The sequence below is a fragment of the Microcoleus sp. D3_18a_C4 genome (assembly GCF_036702415.1).
GTDB lineage: Bacteria > Cyanobacteriota > Cyanobacteriia > Cyanobacteriales > Microcoleaceae > Microcoleus.
In genome coordinates this window covers 17,227-36,552 of sequence record NZ_JAUBTI010000007.1, presented here as the reverse complement: position 1 = coordinate 36,552, position 19,326 = coordinate 17,227, and the positions used below count along the sequence as shown (strand labels likewise).

At 46.1% G+C, this 19,326-nt stretch carries 24 protein-coding genes and 1 pseudogene; 13 read left to right on the top strand and 12 right to left on the bottom strand.

What is annotated here, in order from left to right:
* Positions 1-178 precede the first annotated feature (178 nt).
* Positions 179-1,759 (top strand): peptidoglycan-binding protein, encoded by a 1,581-nt coding sequence (locus QUB16_RS05695; RefSeq protein WP_333314708.1) that lies wholly within the window; start codon positions 179-181, stop codon positions 1,757-1,759.
* 96 nt (positions 1,760-1,855) lie between these two features.
* Here the strand turns inward: QUB16_RS05695 and QUB16_RS05690 are convergent, their stop codons facing one another.
* From QUB16_RS05690 to QUB16_RS05680, 3 genes are all read right to left on the bottom strand, one after another.
* Positions 1,856-2,875 (bottom strand): S-layer homology domain-containing protein, encoded by a 1,020-nt coding sequence (locus QUB16_RS05690; RefSeq protein ID WP_333314706.1) that lies wholly within the window; start codon positions 2,873-2,875, stop codon positions 1,856-1,858.
* Positions 2,876-2,952: 77 nt separating this feature from the next.
* The gene (locus tag QUB16_RS05685; protein ID WP_333314705.1) at positions 2,953-4,365 is read right to left on the bottom strand and encodes a DUF3370 domain-containing protein; all 1,413 of its coding nucleotides are present in this window, start codon (positions 4,363-4,365) and stop codon (positions 2,953-2,955) included.
* 12 nt (positions 4,366-4,377) lie between these two features.
* A complete protein-coding gene (locus tag QUB16_RS05680) occupies positions 4,378-5,241 on the bottom strand; it encodes a Uma2 family endonuclease (RefSeq protein WP_333314704.1) in 864 nt (287 codons plus the stop codon).
* A 116-nt stretch (positions 5,242-5,357) separates the two neighbouring features.
* On the opposite strand from QUB16_RS05680, the gene QUB16_RS05675 reads away from it, so the two are divergent.
* From QUB16_RS05675 to QUB16_RS05665, 3 genes and pseudogenes are all read left to right on the top strand, one after another.
* Entirely contained in the window at positions 5,358-5,945 is a 588-nt protein-coding gene (locus tag QUB16_RS05675; protein ID WP_333314701.1) for a competence protein CoiA family protein, read from the top strand.
* Positions 5,866-6,594: a hypothetical protein gene (locus tag QUB16_RS05670; protein ID WP_333314699.1), complete on the top strand. Its 729-nt coding sequence runs from the start codon at positions 5,866-5,868 to the stop codon at positions 6,592-6,594. The genes QUB16_RS05675 and QUB16_RS05670 overlap by 80 nt, the downstream gene beginning before the upstream one ends.
* Positions 6,595-6,672: 78 nt before the next feature.
* Positions 6,673-6,750, top strand: a pseudogene (locus QUB16_RS05665) (type II toxin-antitoxin system HigB family toxin); the annotation flags it as partial.
* 161 nt (positions 6,751-6,911) lie between these two features.
* Here the strand turns inward: QUB16_RS05665 and QUB16_RS05660 are convergent.
* The 3 genes from QUB16_RS05660 to QUB16_RS05650 form a co-directional block, all read right to left on the bottom strand.
* Entirely contained in the window at positions 6,912-7,790 is an 879-nt protein-coding gene (locus tag QUB16_RS05660) for a hypothetical protein (protein ID WP_333314857.1), read from the bottom strand.
* A gap of 140 nt (positions 7,791-7,930) precedes the next feature.
* Positions 7,931-8,536, bottom strand: a complete 606-nt coding sequence (locus QUB16_RS05655) for a DUF1517 domain-containing protein (RefSeq protein WP_333314696.1) — start codon at positions 8,534-8,536, stop codon at positions 7,931-7,933.
* A gap of 465 nt (positions 8,537-9,001) precedes the next feature.
* Positions 9,002-9,547, bottom strand: a complete 546-nt coding sequence (locus QUB16_RS05650; RefSeq protein ID WP_333314694.1) for a hypothetical protein — start codon at positions 9,545-9,547, stop codon at positions 9,002-9,004.
* 263 nt (positions 9,548-9,810) lie between these two features.
* On the opposite strand from QUB16_RS05650, the gene QUB16_RS05645 reads away from it, so the two are divergent.
* From QUB16_RS05645 to QUB16_RS05625, 5 genes are all read left to right on the top strand, one after another.
* Positions 9,811-10,071 (top strand): hypothetical protein, encoded by a 261-nt coding sequence (locus QUB16_RS05645; protein WP_333314693.1) that lies wholly within the window; start codon positions 9,811-9,813, stop codon positions 10,069-10,071.
* Positions 10,072-10,302: 231 nt separating this feature from the next.
* Positions 10,303-10,893: a tyrosine-type recombinase/integrase gene (locus QUB16_RS05640; RefSeq protein ID WP_333314691.1), complete on the top strand. Its 591-nt coding sequence runs from the start codon at positions 10,303-10,305 to the stop codon at positions 10,891-10,893.
* 109 nt (positions 10,894-11,002) lie between these two features.
* On the top strand, positions 11,003-11,287 hold the full coding sequence (locus QUB16_RS05635; RefSeq protein WP_333314689.1) for a hypothetical protein: 285 nt from the start codon (positions 11,003-11,005) through the stop codon (positions 11,285-11,287).
* A gap of 6 nt (positions 11,288-11,293) precedes the next feature.
* Positions 11,294-11,617, top strand: coding sequence for a hypothetical protein (locus QUB16_RS05630; RefSeq protein WP_333314687.1), 324 nt, complete (start codon positions 11,294-11,296; stop codon positions 11,615-11,617).
* Between the two features lie 10 nt (positions 11,618-11,627).
* The gene (locus QUB16_RS05625; RefSeq protein ID WP_333314685.1) at positions 11,628-11,975 is read left to right on the top strand and encodes a hypothetical protein; all 348 of its coding nucleotides are present in this window, start codon (positions 11,628-11,630) and stop codon (positions 11,973-11,975) included.
* 6 nt (positions 11,976-11,981) lie between these two features.
* Here QUB16_RS05625 and QUB16_RS05620 read toward each other — a convergent pair whose 3' ends face one another.
* Genes QUB16_RS05620 through QUB16_RS05595 form a run of 6 tightly spaced genes read right to left on the bottom strand, consistent with a single transcriptional unit; the run spans position 11,982 to position 17,651 of the window.
* Entirely contained in the window at positions 11,982-12,827 is an 846-nt protein-coding gene (locus QUB16_RS05620; protein WP_333314683.1) for a hypothetical protein, read from the bottom strand.
* A 17-nt stretch (positions 12,828-12,844) separates the two neighbouring features.
* Complete coding sequence (locus QUB16_RS05615) at positions 12,845-13,786, bottom strand: hypothetical protein (protein WP_333314681.1); 942 nt, start codon at positions 13,784-13,786, stop codon at positions 12,845-12,847.
* A 29-nt stretch (positions 13,787-13,815) separates the two neighbouring features.
* A complete protein-coding gene (locus tag QUB16_RS05610) occupies positions 13,816-14,079 on the bottom strand; it encodes a hypothetical protein (RefSeq protein WP_333314678.1) in 264 nt (87 codons plus the stop codon).
* A complete protein-coding gene (locus tag QUB16_RS05605; RefSeq protein ID WP_333314676.1) occupies positions 14,072-15,730 on the bottom strand; it encodes a hypothetical protein in 1,659 nt (552 codons plus the stop codon). Before QUB16_RS05605 ends, QUB16_RS05610 begins: the two co-directional genes overlap by 8 nt.
* Positions 15,731-15,744: 14 nt before the next feature.
* Positions 15,745-17,136, bottom strand: a complete 1,392-nt coding sequence (locus QUB16_RS05600) for a hypothetical protein (RefSeq protein WP_333314675.1) — start codon at positions 17,134-17,136, stop codon at positions 15,745-15,747.
* 23 nt (positions 17,137-17,159) lie between these two features.
* A complete protein-coding gene (locus QUB16_RS05595) occupies positions 17,160-17,651 on the bottom strand; it encodes a hypothetical protein (RefSeq protein ID WP_333314674.1) in 492 nt (163 codons plus the stop codon).
* A 183-nt stretch (positions 17,652-17,834) separates the two neighbouring features.
* Here QUB16_RS05595 and QUB16_RS05590 point away from each other — a divergent pair, with 183 nt between their 5' ends.
* The 4 genes from QUB16_RS05590 (at position 17,835) to QUB16_RS05575 (ending at position 19,319) form a co-directional block, all read left to right on the top strand.
* A complete protein-coding gene (locus tag QUB16_RS05590) occupies positions 17,835-18,077 on the top strand; it encodes a hypothetical protein (RefSeq protein ID WP_333314673.1) in 243 nt (80 codons plus the stop codon).
* A 96-nt stretch (positions 18,078-18,173) separates the two neighbouring features.
* Entirely contained in the window at positions 18,174-18,719 is a 546-nt protein-coding gene (locus tag QUB16_RS05585) for a hypothetical protein (protein ID WP_333314671.1), read from the top strand.
* The gene (locus QUB16_RS05580; RefSeq protein WP_333314670.1) at positions 18,716-19,048 is read left to right on the top strand and encodes a hypothetical protein; all 333 of its coding nucleotides are present in this window, start codon (positions 18,716-18,718) and stop codon (positions 19,046-19,048) included. Before QUB16_RS05585 ends, QUB16_RS05580 begins: the two co-directional genes overlap by 4 nt.
* Before the next feature lies 1 nt (position 19,049).
* Positions 19,050-19,319 carry a hypothetical protein gene (locus tag QUB16_RS05575; protein ID WP_333314668.1) on the top strand — a complete coding sequence of 90 codons (270 nt, stop codon included), beginning with the start codon at positions 19,050-19,052 and terminating at the stop codon, positions 19,317-19,319.
* The last annotated feature ends 7 nt before the right edge of the window (positions 19,320-19,326 follow it).

Genomic DNA, 19,326 nt, shown 5'->3' with positions numbered 1-19,326 from the left:
AAGTTTGATTGTAAGATTTTTATTTAATCAATGTTATACAACTTTAAAAAAAGAATGCAACGGTCAGCAAGCTGCAAACCCATATTGCATCAGTCATTCGCCATCTAAAATCTAAAATCTAAAATCTAAAATGGTATTAACTGGTGTATCATAGCACCAAAAATACCCGGTAAAAACTATGGACGGACTGGCCTACCTACATTTAGCTGAAACTTGGGAAACGGCTGCGAGTCAAACTCGATCGACCAACTCAAAAATGCACCGGAATTTAGCCTCTGCTCCTTTACTTTTCTTTACGATCGCTCTCACAATTTTAAATTTAGTCAATCCCGCACTCGCCATCAAAAAAGGTGATTCAGGCCCGGAAGTAGCCCAACTTCAGAAAACTCTACAAAACGCAGGCTATTTTCGCGGTAAGGCTACAGGATTTTACGGTTCTCTCACCCTGGCTGCTGTGAAAAAGTTTCAAGCAGAGAACAACCTGAAAGTTGACGGAATTGTCGGCCCTAAAACCTTGTCAGCGCTGAAAGGTAAGCCGGAAGAGGCGAGTAGTGAAGCTGCGGAAAAAATAGCGCCAAATGTCGATCGATCTTCGCCATCTCCTACCGCCACAGAAAACACAAACGAACTCGAAGATACAACTAAAACTCAGCCCCAAGAACCTCTATTTCAAGAACCATCTTTGCCACCTTTTAAAACAGAAAATTCCGAGGATAAAAAAAGTGAATCACCAACCACAAGGCTAGTAAATCCTCCCGACAACACTCAAGGAAAAATGACCTTGAAAAAAACAATTTACGGCAACATCTCGCCCAAATCAATAGTTTATTCGGGAGATGGCTTGTTTTTTGCTCAAAACATGATGTACCGCCACACAATCACAGTTTACGACAGGAACTTTAAATTAGTCAAGACTATTCCCGATACAGTAAACTTGTCGAAGTTCGGCTTTTCTAAATTCAAAGGCAATTATAAAGGCTCTCCCGTAGAAGCGGCTTTTTCAACCGATGGCAAATATGCCTACGTCTCCAACTACAAAATGTACGGTTCGGGGTTTAGCAATCCGGGAACCGACAGGTGCTCTCCAGCGGCCAAACACGACCAAAGTTTTCTGTACCGGATCAATACCAAAACTTTGAAAATAGAAAAGGTAATTCCTGTAGGTGCAGTGCCGAAATTCAATGCTGTTTCGCCTGACAATCGCTTCGCGCTCGCAAGCAATTGGTGCAGTTGGGATTTGAGCGTAGTTGATATCAATAAAAATATCGAAATCGAGCGAGTAAAACTGGGTGCATATCCTCGCGGTATTGTTGTTACTCCCGACTCAAAAAATGCCTATGTTGCCATCATGGGTTCTTCCAATATTGCGAAAGTGAATCTCATAGACTTTTCGGTAGAATGGCTGAGAAATATTGGCAATGCGCCGCGTCATTTGACGATAGATCCCAACGGAAAGTATCTTTATGCCACTTTGAACGGTGAAGGAAATGTAGCAAAAATTGACCTAAAAACTGGTAAAGTGGTGGACAAAGTTTCGACAGGCAAAGCACCTCGCAGCATGACAATTTCCGATCAGGGAAAACTGCTTTATGTGGTCAACTATTTCTCGAATACTGTTAGCAAAGTTAGGACGAGCGATATGAAAGTGCTGCAAACAGTGAAGGTTAATTCAAGTCCGATCGGGATTACTTACGATCCAGAAACTAATCAGGTTTGGGTAGCTTGCTATTCGGGCAGTATTATGGTGTTTCAAGATTAATTTAGCTGCTTCGTAGTGAGGGCTTCAGTCCTGACTACAAACAAGAGCGATTAAATGTTATTGTGGGGCGTTGCTCAGAGCAACGCCCCTAAAATATTACTTGGACAACTTTAAAGGCTTCACAACATACTCAGAAGACTTAGCAGGTACTTGGCCTTTTTTGGCCATAGCTTGGTAAATCATGGCTGCTACTTCAGCGCGAGTTGCTGTTGTATTAGGCTGCAAAAGTGCGCGCTTCGGATGGTTGACAACAATGCCAGCTTCGGTGGCTGCTGCTACCTTATCAACTGCCCATTTCGGCACTTTTTTCCTGTCTGTATAAATCTGCAAAGTTTTGCTTGCTTTCGCTGACCGTTTCAAGTTTAAACCGCTCGCCAATGCTGCGATGACTTCGACGCGGGGAATATTTTTGTCGGGACGGAACTCATTGTTTGGGTATCCTTTAAGATATCCAGTTTTGACGGTGTGGTCGATCGCAGGAGCGACAGGACTCTTGTCTTTTACGTCTTTAAAATCAATTGGTTTTCGGATCGGTTCTTTGTCGTCGGACATTCGCTGAATTAAGCGCGCTAGTTCGGCTCGCGTCATCGGTTCGTCGGGACGAAATTTGTTGTCGGTGGAATCAGCAAAAATTTTCCGATCGACTAAAGCGACAATGAACGGACGCGCCCAATATTTGTCTGGAACATCGGAGAATCTAACGGGCCCAACTTTGGGTTTATCAGCTTTCGGTTTGGTAATTGCTGGATTGGGAGTCGATCGCCCAATTGGCTTGCGAGGAACAACGATTACAGCCACCGGAGGAGTTGCCGGTAAAATCCGCCCTAAAGGTGCAACAGGTGCGACATCCCGTTTTGACGGAACGGGGGTTGCAGCGGGCGATCGCAAATCCGAATTTGCCGATTCTGGCGTTAATATTCCCGGAGTCGCGGGCGTAACCGCAGGCTGAGAAAAAACGGCTGGAAATTGCCAATTTCTGGCATTCAATCGATCGGGATTTTTACCTGTTACCCAAAATAAAATTGCTCCCATCGTGCCGAAGGCAACCAAGATAGCAATCAATTCATCCAATCCTAGAGGGTTTCTTTCCCCTGACGGGGGTTGTGAAGAAGACATATTGTCACCTACATACTAATGTAGAAATTAAATCACATATTTTTTGGGTCTGGGGGAAACAGAGAAGGCTAAATCAATTATTCCAAAGTTCTCACTGTCAATACTTGCGGCGGCGTGGAATCGGGAGGATAAATAAAATCAACTTTTACCGATCGCGTTTCTATCGCAGCTAACCTCAACTTTACCATCGGTTCCACAACTTGACCGAAACGGTGCCACAAATGCACGTAGCGAGTTACATCGTAACCTCCATCATCTTGGTAGCGCAGCCGCACAGTACCTCGAAAATAGGGAAAATCTAGGGGAGGTTGGCGAAATCGCAATCCATTTTTTGAGAGTCGATCTTCTTTTAAAGGCGTTTCCAAACTCACCGCTACCGTTTGCGGTTTTTGGGCAGTGTTATGCAGTGGCAAAATCAGATTGTAGTGTACGCCGTAATTGCCGTGGGCTTCGTAAGCGGTGTCGGGATAGCGCGCCAGCATTTTTCCTGCTTGCACTTGTTGGGTTCCCAAAGTGCCCCCGCGCAAGGTAGATATCGCATAGGATATCGCTTTTCCAGTCTGGGGAATTGCCAGATTTTTAGCATCGCGATCGACTAATTCCGCTTCCCATCCCGAACCTTGCTGTACCCCTGCCACGCGGCCGTAAATCAGGCTTCCCGAAGTCGCGTCGGGGGGAGTCGGGGTCTTGTCGCGGGGGCCTGCCAAACCGCCATTATTCAGCAATTGCTGCCATTCTTCCAGAGTTGGCGCGCGCTCGCCCCCATCAGCATTTTGAGGTGCATACATTGCCAAAGTAGCGACATAAACCTTGCCGCTACTTTTGAGCCGCACAAAGGTAGAACGACCATTTATCGGCTTTTCCAGACCCCGCACGGGAATAGGGCGATTCATCAACAATGCGGTTTCTCCCGGTGCAATGAGCAGTTTTTCGGGAAAATCCGGGTGCCGCATTCCCCGCAAAACGTTATCGACAGCGCGAATCCCAGGACCGGAATATACTTCCCCGTTGGGACTCTCACTTAGTGCTGGTTTTTGTTTGAACGGCGCGTCCGGTTCCATAAGGTAACTGGCTGCCTGCAACACTTCCACCGTCACGGGTTCGGAGCCGGGATTGTAGAGCAAAGCTGCGATATACAAAGTGCGTAAATTTGCCGGAGTGTGAGAAAAGTGGTGAGCAAACAGGTTGAATTGCCCTTGAAAGGCAAAGTTAAGGTGAGCCGCTGGGACTTTTTTGCCGTCTGGGGGAAACGTTGAAAGCAAAATGCCTTCTTTTTTGACCCATTCGGGACTGTTGCTGTTGAAGAGGGGGATGCTGTCGAGTTTTCCGGGGAGCGATCGCACTTCGGCATCTAGTACAATTTCCTCTGGTGCTGGTTTTCCGGGAACAGATTGTACGGGTTTTTTGACGTACAACAATCCGCCGACTGCACAAAGGGCGATCGTAGAAATGCCAGCAATTCGAGAAAAGAGATTTGGCTTCTGAATCATGAAAGTTAACTGTCAGCTCAATCTCTGTACATCTTCCACCGACAGCGACAGCGCCTGAGCCACTTGCTCTACAGTTAAACCCATTGCCAACAGTTGGGGAATAGCATCCCGTTGGGTTTGTTCTGCGCGATCTGCTCGCTCTCGCTCAGCGTCAGCGCGTTGGCGTTCCTGTTCGGTATGGAGGCGTTCGAGTCTAGCTTGTTCGCTACCAGTTAACAACAAATTCCCCTGATTATCCCACCAACGCAACCATCGCTGATGTTGATTTTGATAGCTACCTTCCCACACACCTAACTCTACTCCCATCAGGTCGATCGGATAATGCCCGCGATCGTTCGGTTGCAAACGGCGATAACGAGTATTCACCCAGTTATAGACTTCCAATTCGCTCGTTTTAATGATGTATATCGCATAGTAAGGAATGTGAATAATCTGCTCGTATACCCAAAACTTTCCTGGTTTCTGGTTGACACCTTCTGGTAAGCGAGATAAGGGAGTATTGTTTCGTTCTTCAGAGCCATTTCCACTTGCAAATTCGATCGCAATTAATGGCACAATATACTCGCGCCACAACACATAAGAGCGGCGAATTTCCCCATCTATTAGGGGCGGAACGTTGGGAACGTAGAACCAGTCAGGCGCTTCGGCTCCCTTTTCGGGAGGGTCGGTTTCGCGCCAGTAAATGCCACAATCTTGCCCGATCGCATATTGTCCGTCGGGGTGGAGGGTTTGCAGTGTAGTTTCCAGGGAGTCGGTGAGTAGGATACTCTGGGGATGTTCTTGGAAGTTTTTCACAAACGTGCCGTCGGAGTCAGGTAGTTGGGTGTGATCGGGAAAGGCGGGAGGTAATGTGGTGGGGTTGAGGCTTTGGGTCATGTCAGCTATCCGATGGTGAAAGGACAGATGCTTTATTTAAGTATAGCCATTTTATATGGAAACGCTTTAAACTGTTTAATACGCTCTCTGTCTATCGTTTAACTAGAGGTGTGACCATGCCGTTAATTGCCAAAATCGCAAGCAATAACGAACGAGTAGACATTACAAAATTGAAAAATCCTCGTGCTCAACTGCAAGCAGGTGACTTAGTATGTCAGCTTTGTGGTAGTCCGATGATTATTAAGCAAGGGATGATCAAAAAACCTCATTTTGCCCACAAAGCAGAATGCACAAGCGATTACCAAAGCCATCCAGAAAGTCCTGAACATCTTGCAGGGAAAGAGTTGATAGCAAAAACTCTCAAGACAGAACTGCCAGAGTACAGCCTTGCCGAAATAGAATATGAGTTTCCTATTCCTGAAGTAAGGCGGATTGCTGATGTTGTAGCAAAGTTTCCTAACGGGTGGATAGTCGCTCACGAGTGCCAACTAGCTTCAATAACAGTTGAAGAACTTGAAAAACGAACAGAGGATTACTTATATGCAGGAGTTGACGTTATTTGGTGGCTTGGCAAAGCTGCAAATACCAAGTCCAATCTCGATTGGTCTCACTCAAAGTTTGGATTTGCCCTCGTACTCAATTACGAGCAATTGTCCGCCCACGCTCAAGGAAGCCAAGATTCAACTCGAATGGATTTACTATAGATTCCGTGAAGGTTATTGGTACAAGAATCAAAACAATGAAACATCTTATGAAACGCCTAATATATCTAGGTCTAATTGGGAATTTTCCGAACGTTTAAGGGATCGAGAACCTACAGCACAAGTTATTAATACTCTATATATTTTTCGCTGCCTTTACATTAAAAATAATGAATGGCAGAGATTTGACCAAACTATCGATCGGTATGAATTTTCTATCTTAGATAAGTTGATCGAGTCTTGTTTTGCTCGTTTTGGAAGCTCTGTCAGGAAGTTTGAACTGGGTATTCAATATTATTATGAATTTGATTGTGGTTTGGCTTCTGGTAAATCTCCTTGGCTGCACTACACTACGGATTTGATGCTTAAGCGATGTTTAGAGATTTGGCCAAAAATTAAACTCGATCAAATTCAGCGAGGGTTAGTTCTGCAAAAGCGCGGTAAACACTCCGTAAATGGTCATATTGGATCGCTCAACGCTAAGAAAGCTATAAAAAAAGAGGGGTATGGGGCTGATGAATGTTGGGTTGTGGTAAATCCAGAAGCACTGAAACCCTGGCGTGGTGAACTTCTACCTAAAAGTGGTATCGAGGCTGCAAAAAGAAGGGCGCATGAGTGGCAGTTGAAACGTACAGGCGCATCTCATAAATAATAGCTATATCTCTTACTTTTCATCCTTTGCGGTTGAAAATTTTAAAAGAGATCGCCACATTGAAAACCTTACCTTCGCTATGACCTTAGTATTATTTTTATCAGATTTATTGGCACTCATGCCGAGTATGACAAAGTAGATGCAGAAATAGTCTAAATAGAGGTGAATGTATGGAATTGCGCTCAATTAGAAATGAAACTGACTATCAGGAAGCCCTTCGAGAGATCGAGTTACTGTTTAATCCAGTTGTATGGTGCGTCGCTGCGGGAAATTTCCCACTAAGGCGCAGATATTCGAGGGCGACGCACCATACATTCTTAGCGCCTTCTGCTACCGAAAGAGCGGCTCCGGCTCGGTTGACGAGAACTCCTACCGCTACCAAAACTCGGACTGCGCCTTTGCCCAGAAGTTGGCCTTTGCGATCGCCTCAAAGTGCTGCCACCGTAACCCGAACCGGTCGATCGATTGCCATTTGGACGTACTGAGGGTCTTACTGGCTGGTTGTATGTGGGCGATCGCAAGCGGCCTGTCGTCCTTAAAACTTGACGGTTTCTCACAGCAGGAGGCGGAGTTTGATACCGAGTTTGATACTGCTGAACAGCTTGGCCGTAAGTATTACCATACCCGCCATATCCTGTCATAATCCCCGGCTGATACACTGGCGGCATATAATATTGCGGTCTAAATAACAAACTGCCGATCGCCTGACCGGCCACAGCCCCAGCAAACGGTGCCCAGAAGCCAGATTGCTGCCGCACTACTACGGTTTGTGGCTGACCGGTTTGAGGATTAGGAACAGTTTCGGTAACGTTGTGAACGTACTCAATTTTAAAATCTTCTGTCAAATGCAAAACCGCTTGATTGTTATCCACATTTAGATAACTTTTCTTGCCTGCCGATATTTCTTCATTTGTTAAGCGAGCCATTTGCAAATCCCTAGTGCGGTAAACTGGGGGACTGCCGGGGGGAGTATTCAGCAACATTAAACTGTATTCCCCATCAGCATCGTTGTAGGTAGCTTGCTGTACGGAATATTGACCTTGAGCCAAGTTATTGTTTGGTGCAGGACGCACCGTGTTAATATTTGGATTTCCAGCAGGATTTGCAGGAGGTCGTGGGGTAGGAGAACCGCAGGCGGTTGCCGTCCCTAAAAGACTTAAAGCCATTAAATAAATTGTCAGTTTTCGCAGCATCATAAATAGTAATTGGGAATTGGGCATTGGGCATTGGGCATCGGGCATCGGGCATCGCGCATTGGTAGCAAATAACCCTTCGACTCCGCTCTGGGCACCGCAAATAACTAATAACTAATAACTAACAACTAATTACTCCTTCCTTAAAGGGGAATAAGTTCGGGGAAATTGACCAACACTTGGTCGTTGGTAAGTTCGTCTCCCAACTGTGCGGGAGAAAAGTGAACTTGCACAGCTCGGAGCCTTTCTTGGTAATGTAAATTAATCAGTGCTTTTAAACCGACTTTCAGCGCGCTGATGTCAGCCAGGTCAGTTTCTAGGGCAGGAACTTCGCCTTCATACGCAACTGTCAGCATCACCACCACATTTCTAGTTACCGGCAAAGACAAGGGGGAATTTTTATCGTAAACAGATGTACTGTATTGAGGCTCGCTGAGATAGCGATCGGCTGAATCAATGAAAAGTTCATCCACATAATCGCCCGCTTCGCCTTCATTCCAAAAAACATCGCCTTCATTGGCGGCTGATTGCCAGTAGTTGTCGTACTGCAACAGGTGATTGCAAATTTCTACAAGACCTTCTCCTAAAACTGCTATGTCGCCATCGGCATTAATTGCTTGTCTGGCGGTGCGGTTGAGAACTCCTAACAGCGGTGCAACATCTTCGCCTGTTAGGTGAACGAACACCCGGCAAACTGCCAATCTAGTTTTACCTGTAAATTGATTGAATCGATCGCGCCAAGCATTCATAACCTAATAGTTGTAATCTGTAGGGCTATATTTCCCACCATAGCAGGGGGTTTGAAGTCTTGCCGTCTACCCTCAGATTGATCTGAAGAGTATTTTTAGCGATCGCCTCGGCTGCCTACTGTCTCGCTTTGACTCATCTAATTTTATAGCAGTTTTCAATCGGATAAAATACAGTGCAAATACAGTAGGAAAACCGCACAGCCTTGTCCTGACTGGGAGCAGCGACTTTTAATAATTGGTATGAGATTGATGATGGTAGCAAGAGTTTTTTTAATTGATATTAATTCAGCGCTCGTTTGCTTAGCCGGAATATGATATTGTGTGCTATCGATTCATCTGTCTATTGTTTGCAGTGCTTCGCGATCGCAATGACAGGAAATTGTAGGGGTAGATAATTTCAAATCAAAAAACCTCCAATCTTGCAAGATTGGAGGTGCGCTAAGCGAATACTTGGGTTTGAGATAACTATTTGAGGCTCGCGCTTTGGACTTGTTCGATCGCAATTTCAGAACTCAACTCAGCAACTGGCGAAACAGGCAAATCCAGCTCGCCGCCTGGAGCTTCTGGGTGTTCGCGAACGACTGCAACCGCATCTGCTGACTCAGCTACAGCACCCGCCGCCGCCAAATCGAGCAACGCCGGAACTTCCAAGTGTCCAGAAACACCTGCATCTGCGATCGGAGCGATCGGCTCTTCAAAAACTTCAAAATTATCGGTCATCGCAGCGCAAGCAGCAGAAGCACGCTTGCCGGCGCGGTAGCTCATGTAGGCCGCTCCGCCACCCAAAACTCCAGCCAAACCGAGGAAACCGAGAGCTGCTGTTTTGTAGGATTTCCACGGATTAATGCGCTCCGAGCCGCCGGAACCTAGGAGCGTTGTCGCAGAACCAGATTTAGACGCGCTAGATTTGCTGTAGGAACAGGGGAAAGCAGATGCGGCGTCACCTATGGCGATGCTGCTTGCGATCGCGACGACGGAAGCAATGCCAGCTAACACTTGAAACTTCTTCATGAGGCTTGGGAGATTGTAAAGGATAATTAAAAAATTAATGGTAACAGCTCTTTACAAATCTATCAACTCTGCGCGCCGCCCAGATCGCGGATCGATCGCAAAAGTCAGCTATAGCCTCACGCAATTCAAATTTTAAATTGCCCGCTTAAAAAACTGGAAGGGTTACTATGTAAGCGTTTGGGCTAACAGAGCGGTAGAAGTTCAAGTTTTGTGAACCCCTACTTGGATCGCGCCCAAATAAGAAAATCTGAGGTGAGTCCCCAATGGCAACAACGAATGCAAACGTAACCGATCCTTATGAGCTAGCACGAAAATACGCGCGACACGGTGCAGCAGTCTGGAGAATAAAAATTGACGGCCAGTTCGTCTCTAAATGTTTTTTGCAGCGATGCCCGAAGTGCTTCAAGAAATTACCGGGGATGTTGTCTGATGACGGCTGGGAATGCTGCGTAGAGCGCAAATGCGACTACAAGCGCGTGATTTATACCGAGAGCGAATTGAGGGGACTTGGTAAAAAAGGATAGTTTGTTGAGTCCGCTTGCTTACCCGATCGCCCGCTGCGATCTCCCCAAAAATCCCCCAAACTGCAAGCGCTGCGCCTCCTAAATCCTTGATATAATGATAGTTCCAGCACTTCCTACACTCTCGCCACACTCTCACAGGCTAGACTATACTAAATGTGTGTTATGTAGAGTGCAAGCGCTAAAAACAACGCATTTATAAGCCTTTGAAGTGCCGGAGATTACCGAGGATTTATGGTTAATTGTAGAGGAGGAAGGCCGACCAATCTGGAACTCCGGGATAGAGAATATCTATTAGAATCCGAGATAACACGTCTGTTAACGGCGACAAAGGCGAATAAAGACGCTTTTATCGCTACTCGCAATTACTTAATTATACTACTAAGCTATCGTCACGGGCTCCGTATCAGTGAATTAATCGGTTTGAAGTGGGAGCAAGTTGAACTCGAAGAAGCGCGCATCCACATCAAGCGGCTCAAAGGTAGTAACTCAGGAGTGCACCCAATGGCCGCCGATGAGTGTCGCTATTGTTCCAAATTACGATCGCGCCAACCGACAAAAAGCCCTTGGATTTTCACGAGTCGGACTGGGTTGCCTTTGACGCGCGACGGCGTGTCAAAGGCACTGGCGGCGGTTTGTGCGATCGCAAAGTTGGAAATCCCATTTCATCACCATATGCTGCGGCACAGTTGCGGTTACGCGCTGACGGCACAAGGTAACGACACGCGACTGATACAGGAATATTTGGGGCATCGGTCGATCGAGCATACCGTTCGTTATACCGCGTTGGATCCGGCGAGGTTTAAGTCATTATGGGAAAAATGAAGCCGATCGCAATTGTTGCAGAATTCACAATCAGATACTTTGTGTCACGCAGTTAACGTCTACTGATGCCGTTTGCTAGTATCAGCGATAGCACTTTACTAGACAAATAATGCTTTATAAAGGGTATTCAATTCAAATATGGAAAAGTGAATGGATAGGCAAGTACATAGACGGTTTGTGGTATTCACTCAATGGCTACTCTTATCGCGAAATTGATAGATGGGCAACAAAGTACAAGTATGTAGCGCTAGTTGACGAGATTAACCCGCAACAGTCGCGAGATTTGGGGCGGTTCCACGCCGAAAATTGCGCTAGACTTGGCAAAGTTTGGTATAGACTTAAAGCTTTCCCATCATCGGCGCTGGGATATGGAAGAACGATGGAAAGGAGCTAATAGAGAATGTTTAAAAAACTACTGGAACAAGCTATCGGGAAATACTTAAATACTACTTTCCCCAGCGAGGCAAACCGCGCTAAGACTAGGATAATAAAAGTAGTTAACGCAGCAACAGAACCCGACGCGCGAAAACAAATTAAAGAAGTATTAGCAGGAATCGAGGTAGTGCCGCAATGGCTAGAAAACCACTTTACACCCGGCTCGTTATTTGTCGATCGCGGTCGTACTTGGGGATGGTGGCGTGATAACCAACTGCAGGCCGAAATAGTACCGCTGCAGCCTTCGCTAACTGGTCTAAAACAGTTAACCGTCACAGACACTAACTAGAGACGGGTTCATGGAAGCCGTTAAACTTCCCTACTGTCACTCGCGCGAGGTTTCAGTACCTTACTCACAAACTTTTTTTTATGCAAAGTACAAGTTTGCTAACGCTTGCCCGCTGCAATGGTATAGAGACGCTGAAGGGTACAAAGTCGAGCGATCGATTATCCCCCACGGTTTTTGGCAAGCGTGGAAATGGTGGGACGGCGCTTGGCAGTGGTACATAGAAAAGCGGCCAGAACTTTTTGAAGACTTCGATTGCTGGGATGATCCGCAGCCGAACAGCAGGATAGAGCCGGGTAGCGCGGTACTTGGCGGAAAAAATAAAGATTTTTGGGAGTCGCAAAAGTTTTACTTGGAGTAACTGCGACTAACTCTTCTCCAAACACTTGCGGATAATTTCCCGTACATCGGCCGGTTTGTAGCCGAGTTGGATTTTCTGGCCGGTGTCTGTCCTGATGTTTAGCTCGCGGTTTTTCTGCGCCAGCCGAGAGTTGAAAATTAGAAACCACGCGGGAAATACTTTCACTTTTGATTTAGTCGATCGCGCTTCTTCACCATGAACCAACCGCAGAATGCGAGACTTGCTCAACTCGGCGGCCCGCTCTACCAGCTCAGTCGCCGCCCCTTTCGAGCTGGCATAGGCTTTCATCTGGCCACCTTTGCCAATTTTCGCGTCTGTTGTTTTGTCGCCCATCAATGCAACCGCGTAATGCCCGCCATAGGTGTAACCGTTCTCGCCACCCGCCGCAGCCAAGATATTATCCCAGGTAATTTTTGAGCGGTGAATGTTTGGGATTGTCAAGAAAGGACGCGGCGGTGATTTGTCTCCCAGTTTCTTGGTTAACTTGACTGGTTCGTAGGGCCGCTTTCCCGACAACCTCCAATGAATCTGCACACTCACTGGGGCGACGTGCTGTTCAACATATTCGTTGTAGGGATACCCGACAATTTGAGCCAAGTCGGCGCGGGATAGTTCGGCTCGGATGAGTTGCTGAATCGCTGGCAGTAGACTTGCTTGCAGTGCAATGAACGGCTGCGAACCAGAAATCATTATTTTGATTGGATTCTCTTCTTTGTCGAGAGTGAGCTCGTAGACATCAAAATGCGACTGTTCGGATGGTTTGTCGCTTGATTGGCCATCAATCCGGGTGAAGGTAATATCACTTTTAGCGAGAATTCGGGCAACTTTGTTCTGTGTTCGTTCGTTCGTCATCTTGGTTGCTCCAGTATTTAGCTGTAGACCACAAATCGGCGGATAACGGCTTCCTTACTTCCCTCTCCAAAACCTTCCCCGAAGTTCTGTAAAAGATTGCCGAGCGCCGCGTTATTTTCTTCTACAGTTTCGTAGAATTCCTCTACTTTGTCGCTAATAACCAGCGGCTTGCCGGTTCCCCAGGAGGCGATAGCTTTGTCCACCCAAGGGATGCCGGTTTTCACATTTTGCTTGGCCCACTTCCTGAAATTCATAAATCCGATCGAGAATAAAGCTTGCCTTGCCAATTTGAAGATAGCCCAGCCAATCGTACTAAGTTCTTCCAATATTTCTTCACCGGTGTCAGACTCATCCTCCAGAACCAGAAACAACGTTCGCATCGCGTTGCGGTCTACCCTTAATTTTGGAAGCTTGTCAGCGCCAATGATAAAGTTAGCGAGCGATCGGCCGAGCGACTCTCCGGCAACGCCTGCAAAATTAATAAACCCTTGGTTGAGTTCTTTGAGTAACTGATCGTCTGATTTGTTGAAATCAAAGTTGTAGACAACCTCGCCGGCTGAAACCGCACCCTGTACCAAACCCGGCATAATGCCAGCTAAAGTTACGCCGCCAATAGCTCCGGCACTTCCGACCGCAGCAGCGAGCGCCGCGACTCCCCCGGCGACGGCCCCAACGACTACGCCGCCGATTAATACGACGGCGACGGCACCGGCCGCAACTGCGATCGGATCTTCCTTGAGCCAATTTTTGAAAATATTCCAGTCCCCGCGACCGATCGCACCAAATAACTCCTTAGCTCCGTTAACCATGTTGCCGAGCAAGTTTTTGACGTTCAGCAGTCCCCGCGACAGGATGCCACCGATCGAACTGCCGATACCTTGGAACCAGTTGCCGAGTTTTAAGCCGAGAGAGATTGCGAGACTAGAATTTTCGGCAGTTACGCCGGCCGGTGAGTTCATACTTCAGCATTCCTTTTAATATTATGGATTCACGATTTAGGATTGCGTTTTGTCTTGGTGATGCGCTTGAGCTTTTTATTTTTAGCTTCTGGCGGCTTGGTGGATGTTGTCGAACCGCTAAAATCTGTTTCCCACTCCTCAATATAATCATTCAGATTGCCGACACCTACAGTTCTTAAGATATTGATTCGTTCCATTGACATTTCGCGGCGCAACTGCCTCACATCATCCCTCACTAACCTAGTGAGAAATACTTTGATATCGCCTTGAGTGACCACTGATACTTTAGCCATTGTTGTTACTTGGCAAGTTTGCCTCGATAGACTCTAAGATTTCCTTTATTGAACGGCTGCGAGGATGAATATCGAGCGTTTTCACTTTGTTTGTTTTGACTTTTAATAATTCCGGCAACAGCGCTTCTGTCGCTTCGTCGGTGTTTAAGTCGATCTGCCGCTCGTTGTTACCGCCAAAACCTTTCCCGATTTGAATTTGCAAGTTAAAAGGTGTCTCTACCGTCCGCACTTTTGAGACGACTTCAATCCCCAACATATCAATAATTGCTTCTAGTTTGTAAATAGCATCGGTCAACCCTACCATTGTCTGAGTGACGGCAAAGCTGTTGCGAACGTCCATGTTCGTGCTGATATTTCCATCATCTTTTACTTCTAACAACGCCTCTGCTACTGCCGAAGCCCATCCCGTCGCGTTGAGGTATTTAGCTTTAAATTCTTGATCGCCGGCTTTTGCCGCGTCCGCGTCTTTGATGCTGACGCGCGGCTCAAAAATCAACCCGTGGGCGAGCGTTCTAAACAAACACTGCAAAATCTCGTAGAAATTCTTAGCGATAGTTTGGCTTGCCGGGTCGCATTCCGGGGCCATAAAAACATTAGAAATTGGAAACTTATCCTTTAGAATCCGATCGACTCCGTAGGCTTCCTTAATGTCTTCGAGCATATCGAGAACTTCTTCGCAGCAGTTATTCATGGGTGGCTTGTTTCCTGTTGGTAAAAAAGGCTTAGATTTTCCTATCTCTCCATAATACGGGATGCAGACGTAGGGAATATAAACCGTCATTCCGTAGTCCTCTGGGAAAGTGGCTTTTTCCCTCTCCGCTTCTTCTTTGCCAACTTTTATAAAATTTTTTATATCTGCAAAAGCACCCCAAAAGAATAATGGCTTGTTACTACCCGGAGTTGATGCGCTGCTAGCATAAATGCTAGCCCGTTCGGTGAGCGGTGCCGTCCTTAGCCTCGATTCGGTTCTATTATAATAAATTGCACGATACGTCAGAAGTCTAAGTCCTTTAGTATATACAGTCCCTGATGCTGGATCGTAACTTTCTGGATGATTACTTGTGTAATTGCTTGTTATATCCACGGGGCATCTAGCGACTACGCCCTGCAATCGATCTTCGATTGGGCTGAGAATCGTTCTTTTCTGGTAGCTTAGCAGATACTTTCGGGAAACCATAGCTAGAGGACTCATGCCTTCGTACTTGCAATGAACAAATACCAATCCACTACCGGTATCTGGCACGGGAACAGCAATCGGATCGACCAAACCAGGCGGTTCTGGCGGTTGTGGCGGTTCTGGCGGTTCTGGCAGTTCACATCCCGGATCGGGATAACTGCGCTGCGCTACAACGTGACCGAAAATAGACTTAACCTCAGTGACGATACAATCCTTTGCCTCGACATCGACAGCGAAGCCACCGATTCCGATGTGGATTGTGCCACCTTCTCGGCCCCAAGTAATCTCTTGCCCCAATAATCCGACAGAGATTGCGCCGCCGTAGTCAGTTGTTGCGCCGATGGATGCGAAGCCGAGGTCTATTTCAATTGAGCCGCCCTCGGTATTGAGCGTAATTTTTCCATCGCTCTTTTTGCCGATCGCGCGGGTGATTTCAATTTCTGGGTTTTCGGTGCTAAAGTTAATCTTGCTCATGACTTTCGTTAAACTTAATTACTGTAAACAACTAAGCACGAACAAGGTTTGTTTACAATCATCCACGAATTTGTAGGGTGCAGCATAAAAATAATTAAATTCTCATCTATATATGATTCGTACTCATAGCCGGCCAGACCGTTAAACTTAGGTGGCATTCTGCCGTTGACATCAAAGTGCGAGAACGGGAAAGCCGCCAAAACTTTAGCACTGTCAAAACCTAACGGAATATACAATCTCTCTCCCTGAGTATTTGGGAGATTTCCGGTAAAATTAGCGATTTTTATAGAAACATTTCCCCCAAGATTAGTAAAATTAAATAATCTTAAATTGTGGGAAGCATCGAACTGCAACAGAGTCGAGATAACTGCGTTATAAGCATCATTTAACCGCCTTATACTAAAAGTTCCGACATCTGACAACCCGAAATCTATTATTTTTGTATTGGTTGGCGCAACGGCAGAAGTGAGGCCGAAATATCCACCACTTCCGACACTAAACATATATGATTGACTTTGATTTGACAATGTACTTAAATCATCGGCTCCGACACATCGAATATTTTTATTCCCGATAATGGTTTGAGAGAAAGTTTTAATTCCTTCTATTAATTGCGCGCCAACCATCCGCACGAATGCCGCCGGAGTTTGCCAAGTGCGATCGCCCCTGAGTATAAAGTCAGCTTGCCCGACTGCCGCACCGGATACCAATCCGGTTGTACCGGCCACCGTCGCCGTTGCCGCGCCAAATGGTTGCAATAATGTTTCAAGCGCGGCGAGCCTCGACTCTAGTGCACTGTCTCCATCATTTTTTTTTGAGTCGGCGATCGGATTGACATCTAAAAATACCGAGCCCTGGGCTGTGATTCTATCGCCGGCTTGCGGAAGCGTCGCGCTCGTCGCCGCATCTGCAATAAACTGAATGCCAATCGCGCATCCCCGACCGGGTGCGAAATCTTCCATCTGGTTAATGTAGGGAAGCAATTTGAGCGTATTAACTTGGTTTCCTGAGTTTTGAATTACCTCGGTGTTTAGCCAAATCCACTCACTTGCCGGCGTAGTTTTGCCATAAATCAGAAGTTGACACTTAGGATATGCAGATTGCAGTTTTTGCATTTCTGTCACGCGGTCGCGCAGTGTCGAAGTCCTTTTGACATCGGCGGCGGGTGTTTGAGTTCCTAGCGATGGTAAATAGTATGTCAGCGCCAAACTGCGGATTAAGACCGCGACTCCGATATTCTCCCAAGTCAAATGTTGAGTCTCCGCTGTTGGCAATCCTAGCGAAGCTACATAAGCCAATAACGCAACTTTGGCAGGTGCTGCGAGCGCGTCTACATCTAAAATTGTCTGGATTGTGCTGTTATTTTTGAGCGGCTCGACAAGCGAGTGGAAAGTATAGTCTGCCATTTTAGTATTTATTTTGATGTGTTTTACAGCAAGTAAGACGCGGCATTAATTGCAATTCCCGTAGATGTGGACTGTTTGGTATACGGAACGGTAAAGCTACCCGTTAATAAATTTCGATTCAGATTTATACTCGCCGTCACGTTTTGGATTTTCTGCGGGTTTTTACTGAAATCGTTTTGCAAGCTTATCAGTCGGTTAACTACTTGAATGAAGTAATTAATCGCTAGAGGGGCGGTAAACGTTCCGGCAGTTCCAGCCGTAAATGTGCCGGATGGAAAACTGCCTGTGTCCGGGTCGCCCGTAAATACTAAATTCAACAAGTCGTTAATTTTTACAGGGACGCTGAAATTCCCAGAAAAAATTAGAGTGTCCGAGTCGTAAGTTCCCGAAAAGAAATTAGTGGTATTGTTACCCGCTGCTTCTAGCGATTGGAAATATTCAATCAATTGTAGAAATTGACCCTCAACCGTGGTTGCTGCAATTGTCGCGCTACCTCCTGCTGTGATACTTGCCATATTTTCTTGGTGTTTTTTCTGATATTACTACCTCTTCAATCTTACTCTACTCTGTTAATGTAACTGAACTTATAGAACTTTAAGGTTCTGTAAGCCTGTCTTCTGAATTATTTTAAGCCAAACTCTTGTCACGCAAGGGATTGACGAGATAGAATCTAAGAACACTTTTAAATTTGCAAAAAAATGACTGCACTGCCCCCTAATAGTATTGTTGCTGGAACTGTAGAAGACGCTTTGTTGGCAATTTTGAGAATAGTCGCAGACCTTCAATCTTCGCCAACAACTAACCCGCAGAACCGGACAATCATTACCCAATTTACGCAGAATGAGCTAACCGGACTTTACTCGGTAGCGCTTTCTATCCCATCGGCTGTCACTTTGGGGCCGAATGGAGTGACTGCCAACGCTACAGAATTATTTACTTAATTCTTCATTCCAGTTGCTGCCCTCGCAGCAATAAATACTGCTATCAACCGTCGAGTCAGCATTGGTTGATATCTTAGTTCTACAAAGGATTTGAAAATGGCAACAGCACCACAAACAGCAGAACAAGCCGAGAAAGAGATAGAGGCAGCTACGGCAACGCCAAAGATTCAGCGAGTATTAGTACAAGCCTATCTCGAACCGACTACTTACATTAACTTTTACGTTCGAGAGGACTTTCGTAATTACTACGGGATTAAAACTGTCGTTCAATCTACGGCGACAAAGGCTGAGCCGAAAAGACCGGTTTCGACCACTACACCAAAAATAACGAACAAAGGAAACGGCGTTTCCTACTCGAATAAAGGCCAGAAGTTGCCGGACAAGAGAATCAAAATTCCCACTACTGGCGGGGATGCGCCGCTGGTAAACTCGAAAACCACCAAGCGCAAAAAATGGATGACATTCAGGGTTCCGACTTATATGTCGTCTGCCGCGATCGCACTTTGGATAAATACGGCGTTTGATGCAACCCGCAAACCAACTTATTTTATACTTGAAAGTGGGACGCGAATTAATATTGACTCGACATTCACAGAGCCATCCAAGCTTAAGCCGCTAGCCTCCTTTAAGAGTGCTGCATGACGGTTCCGACTTTTTCGGGGCAATTTTTTCGAGATACGAATTGGGAAGTCGAGCCGATTTACTTCCCAGTCGATTTATACTTGCCGATTGTCTTGGTGTTAATTTCCTCACCAACTGCTAAAAAAACATGGCGTGTCGCCGGGGAATTGGTGCAAGTTTTCGGGACGCTTGGGGAATTGGATATTGAGGGCGGGTCTACTACGTTGCCGCTCAACGCTTGGAAATTGATAAATTTTTCCGAGATTGAAGGACAGGAATATTATTCTTTAAAATTCTACCCAAAGCCGTGGATAAAATCTTTCGAGGTTCAAATAAAGCAACCTGCATAAAATGGCACAAATAGAGTATATAACAGGCGGTTTGAGTATCGCAGCAGCCGTCCTGTCATTGTGGACGGCGAACAATTCAGGATTAAGACGCTTAGCAATTGTTCAAAAAAAACTAGACGCCTCAATGGGATTAATAATATCTTTGCGGTCGCGAGTGAAAGATTTAGAAAAGTTCAACGCGGCAAAGAATGGCTACCAACCAAGAAGTGGTGACTCAGATATGGATCAGTTCTTCTCGAACAGTTTCAAAGAAACTGATACGGGTTTTTAGGAGCCTT

Bases quoted from the DNA above. Each gene is read 5' to 3' on its own strand.
- QUB16_RS05625 (WP_333314685.1), top strand. From the start codon at position 11,628: ATGGAAGCCGTTAAACTTCCCTACTGTCACTCGCGCGAGGTTTCAGTA.
- QUB16_RS05695 (WP_333314708.1), top strand. From the start codon at position 179: ATGGACGGACTGGCCTACCTACATTTAGCTGAAACTTGGGAAACGGCT.
- QUB16_RS05620 (WP_333314683.1), bottom strand. From the start codon at position 12,827: ATGACGAACGAACGAACACAGAACAAAGTTGCCCGAATTCTCGCTAAA.
- QUB16_RS05590 (WP_333314673.1), top strand. From the start codon at position 17,835: ATGACTGCACTGCCCCCTAATAGTATTGTTGCTGGAACTGTAGAAGAC.
- QUB16_RS05605 (WP_333314676.1), bottom strand. From the start codon at position 15,730: ATGAGCAAGATTAACTTTAGCACCGAAAACCCAGAAATTGAAATCACC.
- QUB16_RS05680 (WP_333314704.1), bottom strand. From the start codon at position 5,241: ATGACCCAAAGCCTCAACCCCACCACATTACCTCCCGCCTTTCCCGAT.
- QUB16_RS05600 (WP_333314675.1), bottom strand. From the start codon at position 17,136: ATGGCAGACTATACTTTCCACTCGCTTGTCGAGCCGCTCAAAAATAAC.
- QUB16_RS05675 (WP_333314701.1), top strand. From the start codon at position 5,358: ATGCCGTTAATTGCCAAAATCGCAAGCAATAACGAACGAGTAGACATT.
- QUB16_RS05650 (WP_333314694.1), bottom strand. From the start codon at position 9,547: ATGAAGAAGTTTCAAGTGTTAGCTGGCATTGCTTCCGTCGTCGCGATC.
- QUB16_RS05610 (WP_333314678.1), bottom strand. From the start codon at position 14,079: ATGGCTAAAGTATCAGTGGTCACTCAAGGCGATATCAAAGTATTTCTC.
- QUB16_RS05575 (WP_333314668.1), top strand. From the start codon at position 19,050: ATGGCACAAATAGAGTATATAACAGGCGGTTTGAGTATCGCAGCAGCC.
- QUB16_RS05690 (WP_333314706.1), bottom strand. From the start codon at position 2,875: ATGTCTTCTTCACAACCCCCGTCAGGGGAAAGAAACCCTCTAGGATTG.
- QUB16_RS05630 (WP_333314687.1), top strand. From the start codon at position 11,294: ATGTTTAAAAAACTACTGGAACAAGCTATCGGGAAATACTTAAATACT.
- QUB16_RS05645 (WP_333314693.1), top strand. From the start codon at position 9,811: ATGGCAACAACGAATGCAAACGTAACCGATCCTTATGAGCTAGCACGA.
- QUB16_RS05580 (WP_333314670.1), top strand. From the start codon at position 18,716: ATGACGGTTCCGACTTTTTCGGGGCAATTTTTTCGAGATACGAATTGG.
- QUB16_RS05615 (WP_333314681.1), bottom strand. From the start codon at position 13,786: ATGAACTCACCGGCCGGCGTAACTGCCGAAAATTCTAGTCTCGCAATC.
- QUB16_RS05660 (WP_333314857.1), bottom strand. From the start codon at position 7,790: ATGATGCTGCGAAAACTGACAATTTATTTAATGGCTTTAAGTCTTTTA.
- QUB16_RS05585 (WP_333314671.1), top strand. From the start codon at position 18,174: ATGGCAACAGCACCACAAACAGCAGAACAAGCCGAGAAAGAGATAGAG.
- QUB16_RS05685 (WP_333314705.1), bottom strand. From the start codon at position 4,365: ATGATTCAGAAGCCAAATCTCTTTTCTCGAATTGCTGGCATTTCTACG.
- QUB16_RS05635 (WP_333314689.1), top strand. From the start codon at position 11,003: ATGCTTTATAAAGGGTATTCAATTCAAATATGGAAAAGTGAATGGATA.
- QUB16_RS05655 (WP_333314696.1), bottom strand. From the start codon at position 8,536: ATGAATGCTTGGCGCGATCGATTCAATCAATTTACAGGTAAAACTAGA.
- QUB16_RS05640 (WP_333314691.1), top strand. From the start codon at position 10,303: ATGGTTAATTGTAGAGGAGGAAGGCCGACCAATCTGGAACTCCGGGAT.
- QUB16_RS05595 (WP_333314674.1), bottom strand. From the start codon at position 17,651: ATGGCAAGTATCACAGCAGGAGGTAGCGCGACAATTGCAGCAACCACG.